This is a genomic window from Salinibacillus xinjiangensis (genome assembly GCF_009649735.1).
Classification (GTDB): domain Bacteria; phylum Bacillota; class Bacilli; order Bacillales; family Alkalibacillaceae; genus Salinibacillus; species Salinibacillus xinjiangensis.
Window position 1 is genome coordinate 473,831 of record NZ_WJNH01000002.1, and the last position, 15,083, is coordinate 488,913.

Here is a 15,083-nt window from a genome sequence, read left to right on the forward strand (position 1 = left end):
AATCAATCGTTACCTCAAAACAACCTCACATTTCCTCAAAATTTCCTCCCTCTTTATTGTCTTCTTTTTCCATAAGCCTTAAGATACAACTAGAGGTGAAAACAATGGAAAAAAGAATTGCTGTTTCATTCAGCGGAGGAAAAGACTCCACACTCGCATTACACCGCATAATCCAATCCCATGACCGGAAAGTTGATTGTCTATTTACAACCGTTACTGAGAACTATCAACGGACAAGCATGCATGGAGTAAGAGAATCACTTCTAGAACAACAAGCTCAAGCCATGCAAATACCGTTACGGAAAATCACCATTCCTTCCACCTGCACAAACGAAATCTATGAGTCTATCATGGGCGACGCTATTCAAAAGCTGGTTGATGATGGAGTCACACATATGATGTTTGGCGACATTCATTTAAAGGATGTCAAAGAATATCGTGAGAACATGCTGAGCCGTACACCTATTAAACCCATCTTTCCTATTTGGGGTGAAAAAACGGATGATTTAATGGATGAATTTTTGAACCTTGGTTATAAAACTGTCTCTACTTGTGTCGATAGCAAGCAGTTAGACCCTGCATTTGTCGGTAGAGTCATAGATGATCAATTCATTAAAGATCTTCCTAATGATGTGGATCCTTGTGGAGAAAACGGTGAGTTTCATACGTTTGTGTTTGATGGACCATTGTTTCAAAAGCCTATCCATTTTTCCGTTTCTGATGAACGAACGGTTAGAAAGGATCTATTTACGGGGGAAGACCGGTTTTATTATGTTGATTTACGACCGGAATGAATGAGGAAAGCTCCATTTGTGGATGGAGCTTTTTTTGATGCTTTTTCGGTTGCTTGGCATGGTGTGACTTGGGTGTGTTCAGCATTTTGTTCGTTAGGTCTAGCAAATGTGAAATGAACTTTAGCAGGCCACAGTGATTCTTCAGCAAACTCAACCGTAACTTTAGCACTCAGAGCAACCTTCAGCAATTTGCCCAGTACTTTTTAGCATATAACCATAAAACTTCAGCACTTGCGCCGCGCCACCGCCGCGCCCGCGACCCGCATCACACAGCACCACCCCCCAACCCACAGAATTGCCTACACCCTCAAACTATATTAAGATAAACTCAAATCAAAATCACGCTTAGAATGAGGTGGAAAGATGCAATTAAAAAACTGGCTCCAGCAATCAAATTATACGGTTGTTTTCACCGGAGCAGGCATGTCAACAGAAAGTGGCTTACCTGACTTCCGATCATCTAGTGGAGTTTGGAAGAAAAAGGATCCCAGTAAAATAGCAAGCACTGAGGCTTTAAATGATAATGTACAGGAATTCATTGATTTTTATCGCGAACGAGTGCTTGGGGTGAAGGAATACAAGCCACATCAGGGACATTACATTCTGGCGGAATGGGAGCAGCAAGGTTTGGTCCAGTCTATCATCACTCAAAATGTCGATGGGTTTCATCAGGAGGCTGGCTCGAAGCGTGTGGCAGAGCTCCACGGTACTTTGCAAAAGCTGCATTGCCAAACCTGCGGAAAGGTTTACAGTAGTGAGCAATATGTTCATGAAGAATATGAATGTGAGTGTGGTGGGATTTTACGTCCGTCTGTGGTTTTATTTGGTGAGTCCCTGCCGCAGGATGCTTTTCAGCTAGCCTATGAGGAGTCGGAAAAGGCTGAATTATTTATTGTACTTGGCTCTTCTTTATCGGTTACTCCGGCCAATCAATTTCCATTGATTGCAAAGGAAATTGGGGCAAGGTTGGTCATCGTCAATCGGGATGAAACAGAATTTGACAGATTTGCCGATTTGGTCATCCACAATCAACCTGTAGGGGAACTTTTAGCAGAACTTAAATAAAAAGAATATGGGTTTCTATCAATTAAATAGAAACCCTTTCTATTGTCCATTAATTCACTCGTTTTGGACCCATCCAATGCATTTCCCGCAAGCGAAATTTTTGTAGTTTACCAGTAGCTGTTTTGGGTAAGGCATCCACAAATTCTACGGCTTTTGGGGCCTTAAAATGGGCCATGTTCGACCGGCAATACTCAATAATTTCTGATTCTGAAACGTTAGCATTTGGCTGTAAAACGATAATTGCCTTTGGTACCTCACCCCACGTATCATTAGGGATGGCAATTACAGCAGCCTCCATGACAGCTGGATGTTTATATAAAACCCCTTCTACCTCTGTGGAAGAAATATTCTCACCACCAGAAATGATCATATCCTTTGCCCTATCTCGAATTTCGACATATCCATCTGGATATGTCACAGCTAAGTCACCCGTGTGGAACCACCCATCCCGAATAGCTTCAGCCGTTTTTTCAGGATTTTTATAATAACCATCCATGACGACATTCCCGCGAGTAATAATTTCTCCTAGCTCTTTCCCATCCCACCTTACTTCCTCTCCATTTTGACGAACCACCTTTGTTTCTCCATTAAAAGCTAGTTCAATACCTTGTCTAGCTTTAATCGTCGCCTGCTCATCTGCGGATATAGAGTCAAATTCTTTTTTCCACTCACAATAAAGAATAAATGGTGAGGTTTCGGTTAAACCGTAAACATGGATCATATTTAACCCAAGGATTTCCTGTGCCTTGTGAATGAGTGCTGCTGCAGGTGGTGCACCAGCAGTCGCCATTCTTGGATTGGTTTGAATCTTTGTTTCCTTTGCCTTTGGATCATTTACTAGCATATTAATCACTGTAGGTGCCCCACATAATAAGGAGATATTTTTCTTTTCAAAAAGATCTAAAATTACAGGTGGGTCTACCTTTCGTAAGCAAACATGAGTGGCTCCTGCTGCTGTGATGGCCCAGACGCCACCCCATCCGTTGGCATGAAACATTGGCAGGGTATGAAGATAGACATCATCATGCTGAACACCGAGGTGATACATGAAATTAGCTGCATTTAAATAATTCGCACGGTGGTTGAGCATGACTCCTTTAGGTTTTGATGTCGTTCCACTAGTATAATTGAGCGTAAGTAACTGGTTTTCATCTATTTCAACATCAGGAGGATCTACATCTGATGGAATCTTCCCGAAAAATTCTTCATAGTCCATCCCTTCAAGAGTGGTTGATTGTCCTTCCACTGATACAACAATATTTTGCTTTAGGGTAAGGTTTTCCGCCACTTCCTCAATCGGTCCGGTAAATTCTTCGTCAACAATTAACATTTTCGCATCACTATGATTGATAATATATTCTAAATCCTCAGCCGATAGACGATAATTAAGTGGTACCATCGCTGCTCCAAGCTGTGTAATCCCATAGAAGCATTCCAACATATAATGTGTATTCGGAAGCATCACCGCTACATGATCTCCCTTACCAATCCCTTCCTTTTGAAGGGCAGCCGATAACTGATCCGCTCTTTTTGCGAACTCTTGATAGGTAAATTGCTTATCACCATCTATGATTGCAACCTTATCTGGATAATATTTGACTGCACGACGTTTCCAATCTAATGGAGTTAGAGAAGCAAACAAATCTAACAACTCCTTTCTTGTAAAGAATTTACACCTATCTATGCTACCGTTTTTCGAATAAAGTGGCCTGAGCCAAGCCAAGTCGATAATGCGAAGATGAGATAAAGCGCTTGAGTAGCATATTGTCCTTGTAGGAGTAATTGAAAACCAATTCCAAGTCCAAGGGCAGGTATTACAATTAAAAACGTACGGGCAATACGTTCAAAACCCTTTTTTTCAGGTAAGGGCCAGATTCGTGAAAAAATAACGCCAATGGCCACACCTGATCCGACCACCACAATGATTTGTAAGATTACCTCTGGAGTGGGAAATGGCCATCCAGACATGTAATGACCAATCAAATAAAACACTTCCACAAACAGTGTGATCCCTAAAACCTTTTTCATCACAATTACATTTAAATGGGGATGAAAGATATACAAAGCACTAAGTAAAATAAGTAGAATAAGAACTAAATTCATGAAAACTCTCTCCCTTACTATAACTTTTGCGATGATGTCGAAAATTTTTTATGCCCCTCTCCCCTCAATTGGATATGAGAGGAGAAGGATTCAAGTTATTCTTTTTTCGTGACTTTTGGAACACGAACATCTTCAACCATTTGTGAAATTTCCTCTGGTGGTGCTTGGGTACTTCTCGAAATGATAAACGAAATGACAAAGTTAAGGATGGCCCCGACAACACCAATGCCTTGTGCATTAATGCCTAAGAAGCTCTCAATAATTTGTGATTCCGTACCAAATATCTCAACTGAACGCATGAGTAGAATCATAGAAACTGTAAAAATCAATCCTACGAGAATCCCCCAGGTTGCCCCTTCACGATTCATTCGTTTATCAAAAATACCGAGAAGAATCGCTGGGAACAAGCTAGCTGCAGCAATACCGAATGCAAAGGCTACCACCTCTCCAACAAAGCCAGGTGGATGGATTCCGAAATACCCCGCTACCAGCACAGCAAGGAAAATCATAATACGACCCACTTTAAGTCGTTGTTGTTCATTGGCGCCTGGTTTAAATATTCGATAATATAAATCGTGGGAAACCGCACTCGACATGGCAAGTAGCAAGCCTGACGCTGTCGATAAGGCTGCAGCCAACCCACCAGCTGCCACCAGCGCAATGATAAATGGGGAAAGCTGAGCTACCTCTGGCGTCGATAACACAATGATGTCTGGGTCGATGGTAACTTCATTCTGTGGTGATGTATCCTCAGCAAAGTTCAAAATACCATCGCCGTTTTTATCATCTAAGCCTAACAGCCCTGTTTCTTCCCATTTTTCAACCCAACTGATTTCCCGAACCTGTTCAATCGGTTGGTCATTAAAGGTATTGATCAGATTGTATTTGGCGAACACACCGATAGCAGGTGCAACGGTATAGAGTAATGCAATAAAGATTAATGCCCAGCCAGCTGACCAACGAGCTGAACGAACATCTTTTACCGTATAAAAACGAACAATAACGTGTGGAAGCCCAGCAGTACCTAGCATTAAGGCAAGTGTTACAGCAAATACATTCAGACCAGACATATTTTGAAACGGTGCTAAATATTCGGTCATGCCGAGATCAACTTGCAGCTGACTCAGTCGTTGAGCAATATCGGAGAAAGTAAGTCCTGCTTGAGGAATTGGTATACCGGTTAATTTTAAGGATATAGCGGCTGCAGGAATGATGATGGCAATAATTAATACAAAGTACTGTATAACTTGGGTCCAGGTAATCCCCTTCATTCCACCTAAAACAGCGAAGAAAGCTACAATGGCCATCCCAATAACAACACCCATTGTGATATCTACCTGTAAGTAGCGACTGAAGACAATACCGACCCCGCGCATTTGTCCAGCAACATAGGTTAGGGAAATAAAAATAGTCGCAATGGCTGCTACTGCTCTCGTTCCATTTGAATAATAACGATCCCCAATAAAATCCGGTACCGTATAGCGACCAAATTTACGCAAATATGGGGCTAGTAATAACGCCAGAAGTACATATCCACCAGTCCATCCCATTAAATAAATCGTTCCATCATAACCTAAAAAGGAAATGAGACCGGCCATCGAAATAAACGATGCAGCTGACATCCAGTCTGCTGCGATTGCCGCACCATTGGCAACAGCGGGAATTTCTTTTCCAGCTACGAAGAAATTACTCGTGTCTTTTACCTTAGCCCACCAACCGATATAAATGTAAATACCAAACGTAATGACAACGAGGGTAAGAGTAATCGCTTCTACTGTCATGACTCATCCCCCTTTGAATCCTTTTCTTCTGTTAATATGACTTCTTCTACACCAAATTCTCGATCAAGTCGATCCATTTTGATAGCATAAGTAAAAATGAGGAAAATGAACACAATGATCGAACCTTGCTGGGCAAACCAGAATGACAAAGGTACTTCAAAGAACATAATATTACTGAACGGCTTGGCTAAAATGATTCCAGCAAGCAATGATACGGAAGCCCAAATGATAAGTAACGTGACAATCAAACGAATATTTCTTTTCCAATATTCTCGTTGCTTTTCACTTAATTGTTCATTACTCAACATATATCCCTCCTTATTCAATTTTTCAAATCAACGTACACCCACTTTAGAACTAGTTCATCTCTGTCCACCCCCTTCTTTTTATACGTATTGATGACTCGTTTGGAATATTCAAAAAATTGTAAGGAATTTCAGTAATATTTTGGCATACGTTCAAAATAAAAGTGGAAATTAGGTTAACAATCTACACATTTTTTCAGTCGCTAGAGTAAGATACTGTAGTCCTTTTAAGGAGGTGCATTTGACATGAGTGATGGAGGAGGATACAGCTCCGGATTTGCGTTGTTAGTTGTTTTATTTATCCTCTTGATTATAATCGGCGCTAGTGGCTACGGTGGTGGCTACGGCGGCGGATATGGAGGAGGATATGGTGGTGGGTGGTGGTAAGTCGCCATCCGAGGATATCCACTATTGATAGGAAGTTTTTACTAAGGGTATCCTTATAGACCTCCACAAACACGAAAAGGGTAGGGAGCTTATCCCTACCCTTCTATACATATTATAAGAACAGCAATGCCTGTATAAGACCAATTATGATTGTTGCTGTTAATGGAATGACCTTTAACAGCAGAAAGCCATTCGTTGTTGTAACCATATTCTCAAGTGGATCCTTGGCTGGTGAACCCAACAACCGTATGAAACGTTCCCACGGACTTGGCTTATCAGGAAAATCAGGAACCTCGACATGATATTCATCTAGTTTTTGCTTTAATAGAGGATCCTTTTCAAAGGGATCTTGATTCATAATAGTCTACCCCCAATTCTTCTTTAAGTCGTTTAATGGCATGATGTAGTCTAGATTTTACCGTCCCACTCGGAATATTTAATATCTCCCCTATTTCTTCCTGGCTCATATCATGATAATAGAATAAGAGAATAACTGCACGATGCTTATCTGGAAGCTTGGTAATGGCGTCCCGAATCGTCATACGATCTTCATGATGATAATCCTCTTTCTCAAGTGGTGCTAAGAATGGAAGAAGCGAACGCCACTTTTTTCGTCGATTTAATTTGGTGATCATGATGCGGTATGCCATCTGAAAAAGATAGGACTTCAGCTTTCCCTTCTGTGGGTCAAAATCTTGTTTGTAATTTTGTAATTTCTCAAAGGTATCTTGAACAATATCAATGCTTAACTGCTCATCCCTTGTATAACGATAAATAAAAGTGTATATGGATGGCTTCATGAGGAGGTAGACACGGTCAAGTGCCCCCTCCTCCCCTTTCTGAAAGGCGAGCATCCATTCATCCTCACGCTCCATCAATTTCATCGCCCCACCGTACTTTAATCGCTTTTAATGTCATGGATAACCGACTTATTAAATAGGCAATCGTAACAATAGTCCATGCCTGTGATTGGTTAGTAAAAAATTGCACATATGGATTTTCTACGGTGTGACCATTCGTGACAAAAACATTTAAGACTTGAACGCAGATAATCGTATAAATGGCTAGGATTAAGGTCAGCGTGTCAAATACATTCCATCTTAAATAAATCGTCGTTTTCTTGTAATTAATTTTTCCATTTTCCCGAACTACATATTTGCGATCAAGCGGAATGGTAATGGCCATAATCAATATCCCTATTACCCCAGCTACAATTAATGAAACAATCCATCCTATACCCACGGTAACATCTCCCATCTGTCTTATTTACTAACTATACAAATGGGAGCATGAAAAGGTTCAATGGAAACAGAAAAAATTTTGAGAAGACGCTCATTTTGTTAAATAATGTATTTATATATAATACTATGAAGTGATTATACATTTCAATATTATTTGAAAACTCAATCTAATGATACAATTATTTCATTACATCAGTTGATATTTTTTATATAATAGACTTATATTCTGTAATTAAAAAGGATGTGGACTATGCTTTTTAAACCGCGCACTAAGTCGAATGAATTAGTAATTCAAGAAATATTAAATAAGCGAATGAATTTAATTAGCTAGGACAAGCATCACTATTTCAATCTAAAAAAGGGCTATGAAGGAGAGCTTATTTTTGATAGCTTAACAGAAAAGCTACAGTGTGAATGCTTAATTTTAAATGATTTGTTACTAGAAGTTAAAAGTACTACCTTCCAAATTGATTCCCTTATTATAACACCCTGAAAGATCTGCTTTTACGAAGTGAAAAACTTTGAAGGCGATTATTATTACGAATCTGATAAGTTATTCAAGAAACCCAGATTAAAAGTCATTAACCCACTTCACCAATTGAGTAGAAGTGTATCCTTACTACGCCAGTTACTCCTCCACCTCGGATACAAGCTCCAAATTGAAGCTTCCGTTGTTTTTATTAATCCTGAATTCACCTTATACTAAGCGCCTCTCGACAAGCCAATTATTTTTCCAACTCAAGTTAAACAATACATGAAAAGTTTAAATGGTGTTACTTCAAAATTAACGGAAAAACACAAAAAATTAGCTAACCAATTATTGCTAGCTCATAATAACACTTTCCCATTCAAACAGATACCAGCCTATGAATATGATCAACTTCGTAAAAGGATTTCTTGCTCAAAATGCCATTTGTTTTCAGTATCTGATGAGAAAACAAAATGTGTTTGTCACGATTGTGGGTATGAAGAACCGGCTACAAGCGCTGTAATTAGAAGTGTTAAAGAATTTAAGCTGCTATTCCCCAATGAAAAGATTACTACCAAGATCATTCATGATTGGTGTCAAGTGGTGCAATCGAAAAAGAGGATTAGAAGAATTTTGACAAGCAACTTTAAGATTGTAGGAGTCCATCAGTGGGCTTACTACGAATAAAATGTAGTGACTATGACTTTTTTTTGAGACGTTTCGGTGACTCACTGGATTCTGTTTTGTCCTTCATACAGCTGGTGAAGTACTTTTGCGTGGCTCACCGACTCCGTTTTGTCCTTCATACTCCTGATGAAGGACGTTTCGGTGACTCATCGGATCCGTTTTGTCCTTCATACTCCTGATGAAGGACGTTTGCATGGCTCACCGACTCCGTTTTGTCCTTCATTCACCTAATGAAGGACGTTTCGGTGGCTCACCGACTCCGTTTTGTCCTTCATACTCCTGATGAAAGACGTTTCGGTGACTCACCGACTCCGTTTTGTCCTTCATACTCCTGATGAAGGACGTTTCGGTGACTCCTCGGTTCCGTTTTGTCCTTCATACATCTAGATCCCTTGAAGTTTAATTTTTAATATCAGTCATTGGACCAAAGATTTCAAAGTGAATATCTGTTTCTTTAACTCCTTGGTGATTTAAGCTTTGATATATAGCATGCATAATGCCTTTTGGACCACAGAAGAAAAAAGCTGCATCGTTTGTACGTAAAATCGATGATAGCCATTCTTCCGTTATATAGCCCTTATGATCATAAACACCTTCATCCTCAGGCTCAGGGTTTTCATAAACGAAGAATTTATGGACTTGATTGTTTTGTTCGTTGATTTCCTCAGCTTGTTCTTTTAAGGCATGGAATTTTCCAGAACGTGCGGCATGAATAAAGTATACCTCACGATAGGCTGAATTGCTGTAACTCCTTCAAGCATGATGGCAGTTTTTTTGTGTGAAATATAGTATGGTATTAACTATTCGGTACTTTCACAGTATAATGATAAACCGAATGTATACATGTAAGGATGTGAAAATATGCAAAGCCTTGATCATACAGCGGTTCATTTTCGAGATGTACATTTTTCCGATGATGGTTTACATATTTTAAAAAACATCACGGGGTCTTTCCCTGAAGGTAAAATCACAACATTAGTCGGGCCATCAGGAGCTGGAAAATCTACTCTATTTAAATTATGTAATGGCCTAAGGTCCCCCGACTCAGGAGAAATTTTTATTCATGGAAAACGAATTCAAGACTATGAACCCGTAGAACTACGTCGTACGGTTGGGATTGCTCTACAAACCGCGACGATGATTGATGGTACCGTTCAAAAAAATCTCGAATTGCCTCTCGAGTTACAAGGAAAAACGCTTGAAAAGAAAAGAGCGAATGAATTACTACACCTCGTAGGGCTTGGTGAAGAATTTTTAGACCGAGATGCCAAGGATCTTTCCGGAGGGCAAAAGCAAAAGCTATCGATTGCTCGCACCCTTGTCAATCAACCACAGGTTCTGTTACTTGATGAAATCACTTCCTCTTTGGACCGGGTTTCTCAACAGGAGGTAGAGGATCTCATTAAACGAATAAACCGAAAATATGAAACGACGATGATTTGGATAACCCATAACCTCGAACAGGCCCTGACAATAGGGGATTATACGTGGGTGATGATGGAAGGGGAAGTTGTTGAAACGGGAACGAGCGACTTGTTGGAGAACCCGAAAAATGAACGTGTGAGAAAATTTGTAAAGGGTGAATTTGAATGAGCTATTTCACACTAGCAATCACCTTAATATTTGTTGTCATTCCACTCATATTATCAAGAACATTTCGTTTAGGTCTGGAAAAGGATACGATGATTGCGGCTATTCGTTCGATTATACAACTGCTAGCTGTAGGATACGTACTACAATTTGTATTTGATGCTGAACATATTATTTATATTTTATTGATGATTGCCCTAATGATTGGAGCTGCTACACATAATGCTCAGCGGAAAGGGGCATCCATTCGAGGGATTATATGGAAATTAATTGCTACCTTTGTGTTTATTGAAGTCTTAACACAGGGAATTTTGCTTGGCCTAGGGATTACGCCACCAACTGCTCAATATATTATTCCTATAAGTGGTATGGTCATCGGCAATTCGATGGTACTCTCTATTCTTTTCCTTAATCGTTTCACAGCTGAAATGAGGAACCGACAGGATGAAACCGAGCTCATTTTGTCACTTGGTGGAACTCCAAAACAAGCCATTCATAAGCAGTTAAAAACATCGATTAAGGCGAGTACTATTCCGACGATTGAAAGTCAAAAAACCATCGGACTTGTTCAACTTCCCGGAATGATGAGTGGACAAATCATTGCTGGTGCTGACCCTGTTCAAGCCGTTTTGTTCCAGCTATTGATTCTATTTTTATTACTAACCACAGCGGTTGTCACAAGTATTATGCTGGGCTACCTATCCTATCCAACTCTATTTAATGACCGAATGCAGTTTTTAGAAGGTCATTTAGAAAAATAGATATGAAAAAAAAGTGATAAGTCTTAGTCATGACTTATCACTTTTCATTAGCTTTAATGTACTTGATGTTTTTCTAAAAACTCAAGCATACGCTGATAGACCTTTATCTCGTTCTCTTTTTTCGAGAATCCATGACCCTCATCCTCTAATAAAAGATATTCCACTTCACGACCTTTTTCTTTAAGCTTAGCCACAATTTGGTCAGACTCCTCTTTTACTACACGAGGGTCCTTGGCTCCCTGAATAACCAGCATAGGCTTTTCCATTCCGTCTAAATAGGTAACCGGTGAATCTTTAACGAAACGTTCTTTGTCCTGTTCTGGGTCTCCAAGCCAGCGGTCCATAATCGGCTTCCAATGAGGTGGAACAGAATTGACAAAGGTAAACAAGTCAGATGGTCCGAAGATGTCGACTACAGCTTTGAAATATTCTGGGTGACGGCCATGTAATAGCAGTGCCATGTACCCTCCATAGCTTCCTCCTATTAGGAAGAGCTTTTCGCGATCCGTAATGCCATTATCAAATAACCACTCAATACCAGCTACACAGTCAAGGCGTGGTCCTTCTCCCCAATCCTGTTCAACCATTTTCACGAAGGAAGAACCATATCCCGTTGAACCACGGAAGTTCGGAGCGAAAATGGAGTACCCACGATTTAAAAAGCATTGGAACATCGCACGGAAAAACTTACGCTCTGAGGCCTGTGGTCCGCCGTGTGGCCAGAAAATCATATGTCCATTATCATACTCTGGGTTTGCTTTAAACAGCAAGGCTTCTATTTCCACCCCATCAAATGATGAATATGACACCACTTCCGGGTCAACCATTTGCTCTTGATTGACGCCCAACACACTGTTATTGGTTAGCTGTTTCCATTCTGACTCATTTGTTAGCTGAAAAATGTTATGTGGAATCGTAGCGCTTACTCCCAACAGAAAGACTTGTCCTGATTTGGTAATTTGGATTTGACCGATTGAGTCCACTGGGGTCTCCACCATGTCTAGTTTCTCGGGTTCTAGGCTATAGCGATATAAATTATCCTGGACTCCACTTTCTGTAACAAGATATAAAACTTGGTTGGCTTTATCCCATTTAATCGTATCCACGCTTTCATGTTCGATAGAAAGCACCTTTGTGAATTCCTTTGTTTCGAGATTAAATTTCGCCACATAGCTATATTCACTTTCATAATCTGTCACAAAATAGATTGTTTGCTCATCCACAAATACAGGATCAAAGGTGACGTGAACTTTTTCAGGATCAGGTGTTAAGCTATACTCCTCATCTCCTGCTTTTACAAATCCAATCACATATGTATTCGCATAGGCGCGTAAGTAAACAAATGCTTTCTCATCATCTGACACAGCTGTTAGCTCTGTTGGAGACTTTTGACCTTCGTTTAGGAGTTTATCTGTCTGATCTTCCAAATTGCGCACCCGGGCATTCAAAAAACTTGGATTGCCTTCAGATGTATTATAATAAACACGTTTTCCGTCTTTACTTAAGTGTGAATAGAAGTATTTTTCGCTCGGGTCCCCGGTAATCAGTAGCTGAGGCAGTCCACCTTCACTTGGGATAGCGTAAATTTGGTGGTTTTCGTCCCCGTCGTTGTCATATCCAGCAAGCACATAGCGGCTCTCGGGATCAAACTTAATAAAACTAATGGATTCATCCTTATGGGCAAATAAGTAAGGAAACGTATCCGGTAAATCCATTGCCCATACATTCATTTTCCCATTTAAATTGGTGCTGAAAAGAAGCTTCTTTTCATCTGGGCTAACTGTAAAATTTGAAATCACATATGTACGGAAAAACTGCTCAACGGTTGGCTTTGGAAAGCTAATCAAATAAAATTCCCCCTGTTCATTTTAATCTGAATACTATTTTAAATAATTCGATAAGTATTGGCAATTTCCTGCAAAATAAAAAACTGCCTCACGTATGAGACAGTTTTTAGCTTAAATACTTTTATCAATACAAGCGATTAAGCGTTTTTCTATATCTGCTGCAAATTCCTTTAGGGATTCATCGTTCACCATTTCGATTAGAGCCGTTGGTTTTGGCAGGCCGATTTTCGTATTCTTTGTCTCACGGTCTTCATAAACGACAATCTTACATGGTAAGAAATAACCTACAAGTTGATCTTCTGTTAAAACCCGTTGTGCTTCCTTAGGGTTACACACTTCAAGGACGAGGTATGGTTGATCAAACTCAAAGCCTTTGTTTTGTAGGGTTTCTTTAATATTAAACTTCCAAAGCACTCCAAACTTTTCTTCCTTTAAGCTTGCTTCGAGTGATTGAACCGCTTCCTCTAACGTTTGGTTGGTTTCAACTGTATAATGAAACATGAACATCATCTCCTTTGTTTATTCCAATTCGCCTTCCCATTGTTGCATCCCACCAAGCATATCTTCTACTTGGTAGCCTAAAGCTCCAAGAATCCCGCAGGCTGCTTTGCTACGATTGCCTGACCGACATACCACCACATAGGACTTATCAGGGTCCAATTCTTCTTTTCGAATCGCTAACTGACCAAGTGGGATATGTTTGGCTCCAGGTATTTTACCTTCTGCTACCTCACTATTTTCACGTACATCAATCACATAAACTTCTTCACCGTTTTGGAGTCGCCCCGCAACCTCTTTTGGTGTCACCTCTTTTGCCATGCTTTGACTCTCCTTCTTATATCCAAGCACTCATGCCGCCTTTGACATTGGATATTTGTTTAAAGCCTTGCTTTTTCAAAGTCTTAGCTGCCTTCATACTCCTCATACCACTTTGACAAATGACCACAACTTCTTTGTCCCTATCTAGTTCTGTGGATTTTTGAGCTAATTGGTTGAGAGGTATATTTTTAAACGGTTTACGGTGATTGGCCTTATATTCACCAGGTGTACGTACATCTACAAATTGAACCTTTTTAACTTTAAATTTAGCTTTTGCTTGCTCTGTGGTGATATTCTCAATTCCTTTAACAGGAATAAAGCGACTAACAACAAAATAAGCTGCGATGGCAATAATAATCCACTGTACGATATCCATGTTTTCTTCTCCCTTTTTATGAATTAAATATTTTATAGAAAGTCTAGCCAAATTTTAATGGCTGTACCTAAAATAAGAACATCGAGAATCCCTTGTAAGATTTTTGTATTTACTTTTTGTCCAACCTTTGCACCAAGTGGAGATGCAATGAGACTTGCAATAATCATAACTGCTGCTGGGACAAATAAAATCTGGCCAGTCAATATTTTACCAGCCGTGGAACCAATGGATGAAATAAAAGTGATAGCTAATGATGTTGCAATTGTCATGCGAGTAGGAATTTTTAATACGACAAGCATAATTGGCACTAAAATAAATGCACCTGCAGCACCTACAATACCAGCTCCAACCCCAACGATTAACGCGAAAAAGGCTGCTAGCCATTTGTTAAACGTAACCTGATCTAATGGGATATCATCCAAACCATTTTTCGGAATAAACATCATAATAGCTGCAATCGTTGCTAATATCCCATAAACAAAATTAATTTCATCATCAGTCATAAAACGAGAACCATATCCACCAATAAAGCTTCCGATCAAGATACTAATCCCCATGTAGATGATTAAGGTTTTATTTAAATATCCACCCTTACGATAAGCCCATACACCACCAACAGTAGCAAACAGAACTTGAATGGCACTGATACCAGATACTTCATGGGCTGAAAAACTGTCAAATCCTAGTAAGGTAGGTATATATAATAGCATTGGATATTTTATGATAGAGCCACCAATTCCAACCATGCCTGATACAAATGAACCGACAAAGCCAATAAGAAAGATGGTAATCATAAAGATCATGCTGTAATCCATGTTGCGTTCCCCCTTTTTATTGTAAAGGGGGTCCCTAAAAAGG

The 15,083-nt window shown here is 39.8% G+C and carries 17 protein-coding genes and 3 pseudogenes; 7 read left to right on the forward strand and 13 right to left on the reverse strand.

Translation table 11 applies throughout. The annotated features are described in order from the left end of the window. Positions 1–104 precede the first annotated feature (104 nt). Complete coding sequence (locus tag GH754_RS05120) at positions 105–794, forward strand: Dph6-related ATP pyrophosphatase (protein ID WP_153727635.1); 690 nt, start codon at positions 105–107, stop codon at positions 792–794. Between the two features lie 363 nt (positions 795–1,157). Further along, the gene (locus tag GH754_RS05125) at positions 1,158–1,859 is read left to right on the forward strand and encodes an NAD-dependent protein deacylase (RefSeq protein WP_153727636.1); all 702 of its coding nucleotides are present in this window, start codon (positions 1,158–1,160) and stop codon (positions 1,857–1,859) included. Positions 1,860–1,908: 49 nt separating this feature from the next. On the opposite strand, the gene GH754_RS05130 is transcribed toward GH754_RS05125, so the two are convergent. From GH754_RS05130 to GH754_RS05145, 4 genes are all read right to left on the reverse strand, one after another. Further along, positions 1,909–3,501, reverse strand: a complete 1,593-nt coding sequence (locus tag GH754_RS05130; protein WP_153727637.1) for a long-chain-fatty-acid--CoA ligase — start codon at positions 3,499–3,501, stop codon at positions 1,909–1,911. Positions 3,502–3,539: 38 nt separating this feature from the next. Then, positions 3,540–3,962 carry a hypothetical protein gene (locus GH754_RS05135; protein WP_153727638.1) on the reverse strand — a complete coding sequence of 141 codons (423 nt, stop codon included), beginning with the start codon at positions 3,960–3,962 and terminating at the stop codon, positions 3,540–3,542. A 95-nt stretch (positions 3,963–4,057) separates the two neighbouring features. After that, positions 4,058–5,743, reverse strand: coding sequence for a sodium:solute symporter family protein (locus GH754_RS05140; RefSeq protein WP_153727639.1), 1,686 nt, complete (start codon positions 5,741–5,743; stop codon positions 4,058–4,060). Next, entirely contained in the window at positions 5,740–6,051 is a 312-nt protein-coding gene (locus GH754_RS05145; RefSeq protein ID WP_153727640.1) for a DUF4212 domain-containing protein, read from the reverse strand. Before GH754_RS05145 ends, GH754_RS05140 begins: the two co-directional genes overlap by 4 nt. Before the next feature lie 243 nt (positions 6,052–6,294). Here GH754_RS05145 and GH754_RS19575 point away from each other — a divergent pair. Then, positions 6,295–6,375, forward strand: a pseudogene (locus GH754_RS19575) (YjcZ family sporulation protein); the annotation flags it as partial. 172 nt (positions 6,376–6,547) lie between these two features. Here GH754_RS19575 and GH754_RS05155 read toward each other — a convergent pair. Genes GH754_RS05155 through GH754_RS05165 form a run of 3 tightly spaced genes read right to left on the reverse strand, consistent with a single transcriptional unit; the run spans position 6,548 to position 7,620 of the window. Then, on the reverse strand, positions 6,548–6,793 hold the full coding sequence (locus tag GH754_RS05155) for a hypothetical protein (protein WP_153727642.1): 246 nt from the start codon (positions 6,791–6,793) through the stop codon (positions 6,548–6,550). Continuing rightward, positions 6,774–7,289, reverse strand: a complete 516-nt coding sequence (locus GH754_RS05160; RefSeq protein ID WP_153727730.1) for an RNA polymerase sigma factor — start codon at positions 7,287–7,289, stop codon at positions 6,774–6,776. The genes GH754_RS05155 and GH754_RS05160 overlap by 20 nt, the downstream gene beginning before the upstream one ends. Positions 7,290–7,299: 10 nt before the next feature. Next, positions 7,300–7,620 carry a group-specific protein gene (locus GH754_RS05165; protein WP_407690656.1) on the reverse strand — a complete coding sequence of 107 codons (321 nt, stop codon included), beginning with the start codon at positions 7,618–7,620 and terminating at the stop codon, positions 7,300–7,302. Positions 7,621–8,046: 426 nt separating this feature from the next. Here GH754_RS05165 and GH754_RS19925 point away from each other — a divergent pair. Both GH754_RS19925 and GH754_RS19930 read left to right on the forward strand, forming a co-directional pair. Continuing rightward, positions 8,047–8,382: pseudogene (locus GH754_RS19925) on the forward strand (nuclease-related domain-containing protein); the annotation flags it as partial. A 48-nt stretch (positions 8,383–8,430) separates the two neighbouring features. Then, on the forward strand, positions 8,431–8,832 hold the full coding sequence (locus GH754_RS19930) for a hypothetical protein (protein ID WP_323741860.1): 402 nt from the start codon (positions 8,431–8,433) through the stop codon (positions 8,830–8,832). 399 nt (positions 8,833–9,231) lie between these two features. On the opposite strand, the pseudogene GH754_RS20080 reads toward GH754_RS19930, so the two are convergent. Continuing rightward, a pseudogene (locus tag GH754_RS20080) lies at positions 9,232–9,549 on the reverse strand (nitric oxide dioxygenase); the annotation flags it as partial. Between the two features lie 144 nt (positions 9,550–9,693). Here GH754_RS20080 and GH754_RS05180 point away from each other — a divergent pair. Both GH754_RS05180 and GH754_RS05185 read left to right on the forward strand, forming a co-directional pair. Continuing rightward, positions 9,694–10,425 carry an ABC transporter ATP-binding protein gene (locus tag GH754_RS05180; protein ID WP_153727644.1) on the forward strand — a complete coding sequence of 244 codons (732 nt, stop codon included), beginning with the start codon at positions 9,694–9,696 and terminating at the stop codon, positions 10,423–10,425. After that, the gene (locus tag GH754_RS05185; protein ID WP_153727645.1) at positions 10,422–11,183 is read left to right on the forward strand and encodes an ABC transporter permease; all 762 of its coding nucleotides are present in this window, start codon (positions 10,422–10,424) and stop codon (positions 11,181–11,183) included. Before GH754_RS05180 ends, GH754_RS05185 begins: the two co-directional genes overlap by 4 nt. Positions 11,184–11,236: 53 nt before the next feature. On the opposite strand, the gene GH754_RS05190 is transcribed toward GH754_RS05185, so the two are convergent. The 5 genes from GH754_RS05190 to GH754_RS05210 form a co-directional block, all read right to left on the reverse strand. Next, complete coding sequence (locus GH754_RS05190; RefSeq protein ID WP_153727646.1) at positions 11,237–13,030, reverse strand: S9 family peptidase; 1,794 nt, start codon at positions 13,028–13,030, stop codon at positions 11,237–11,239. Positions 13,031–13,141: 111 nt separating this feature from the next. After that, on the reverse strand, positions 13,142–13,531 hold the full coding sequence (locus GH754_RS05195; RefSeq protein ID WP_153727647.1) for a DUF302 domain-containing protein: 390 nt from the start codon (positions 13,529–13,531) through the stop codon (positions 13,142–13,144). A gap of 18 nt (positions 13,532–13,549) precedes the next feature. Further along, the gene (locus GH754_RS05200; protein ID WP_153727648.1) at positions 13,550–13,849 is read right to left on the reverse strand and encodes a rhodanese-like domain-containing protein; all 300 of its coding nucleotides are present in this window, start codon (positions 13,847–13,849) and stop codon (positions 13,550–13,552) included. 16 nt (positions 13,850–13,865) lie between these two features. After that, a complete protein-coding gene (locus tag GH754_RS05205) occupies positions 13,866–14,225 on the reverse strand; it encodes a rhodanese-like domain-containing protein (RefSeq protein ID WP_153727649.1) in 360 nt (119 codons plus the stop codon). 32 nt (positions 14,226–14,257) lie between these two features. Next, positions 14,258–15,040, reverse strand: a complete 783-nt coding sequence (locus GH754_RS05210; protein ID WP_153727650.1) for a sulfite exporter TauE/SafE family protein — start codon at positions 15,038–15,040, stop codon at positions 14,258–14,260. Positions 15,041–15,083: the final 43 nt, after the last annotated feature.

Coding starts and splice junctions, on each gene's coding strand:
- GH754_RS05120 (WP_153727635.1), top strand. CDS start 105: ATGGAAAAAAGAATTGCTGTTTCATTCAGCGGAGGAAAAGACTCCACA.
- GH754_RS05125 (WP_153727636.1), top strand. CDS start 1,158: ATGCAATTAAAAAACTGGCTCCAGCAATCAAATTATACGGTTGTTTTC.
- GH754_RS05135 (WP_153727638.1), bottom strand. CDS start 3,962: ATGAATTTAGTTCTTATTCTACTTATTTTACTTAGTGCTTTGTATATC.
- GH754_RS05140 (WP_153727639.1), bottom strand. CDS start 5,743: ATGACAGTAGAAGCGATTACTCTTACCCTCGTTGTCATTACGTTTGGT.
- GH754_RS05145 (WP_153727640.1), bottom strand. CDS start 6,051: ATGTTGAGTAATGAACAATTAAGTGAAAAGCAACGAGAATATTGGAAA.
- GH754_RS05155 (WP_153727642.1), bottom strand. CDS start 6,793: ATGAATCAAGATCCCTTTGAAAAGGATCCTCTATTAAAGCAAAAACTA.
- GH754_RS05160 (WP_153727730.1), bottom strand. CDS start 7,289: ATGCTCGCCTTTCAGAAAGGGGAGGAGGGGGCACTTGACCGTGTCTAC.
- GH754_RS05165 (WP_407690656.1), bottom strand. CDS start 7,620: ATGGCCATTACCATTCCGCTTGATCGCAAATATGTAGTTCGGGAAAAT.
- GH754_RS19930 (WP_323741860.1), top strand. CDS start 8,431: ATGAAAAGTTTAAATGGTGTTACTTCAAAATTAACGGAAAAACACAAA.
- GH754_RS05180 (WP_153727644.1), top strand. CDS start 9,694: ATGCAAAGCCTTGATCATACAGCGGTTCATTTTCGAGATGTACATTTT.
- GH754_RS05185 (WP_153727645.1), top strand. CDS start 10,422: ATGAGCTATTTCACACTAGCAATCACCTTAATATTTGTTGTCATTCCA.
- GH754_RS05195 (WP_153727647.1), bottom strand. CDS start 13,531: ATGTTTCATTATACAGTTGAAACCAACCAAACGTTAGAGGAAGCGGTT.
- GH754_RS05200 (WP_153727648.1), bottom strand. CDS start 13,849: ATGGCAAAAGAGGTGACACCAAAAGAGGTTGCGGGGCGACTCCAAAAC.
- GH754_RS05205 (WP_153727649.1), bottom strand. CDS start 14,225: ATGGATATCGTACAGTGGATTATTATTGCCATCGCAGCTTATTTTGTT.
- GH754_RS05210 (WP_153727650.1), bottom strand. CDS start 15,040: ATGGATTACAGCATGATCTTTATGATTACCATCTTTCTTATTGGCTTT.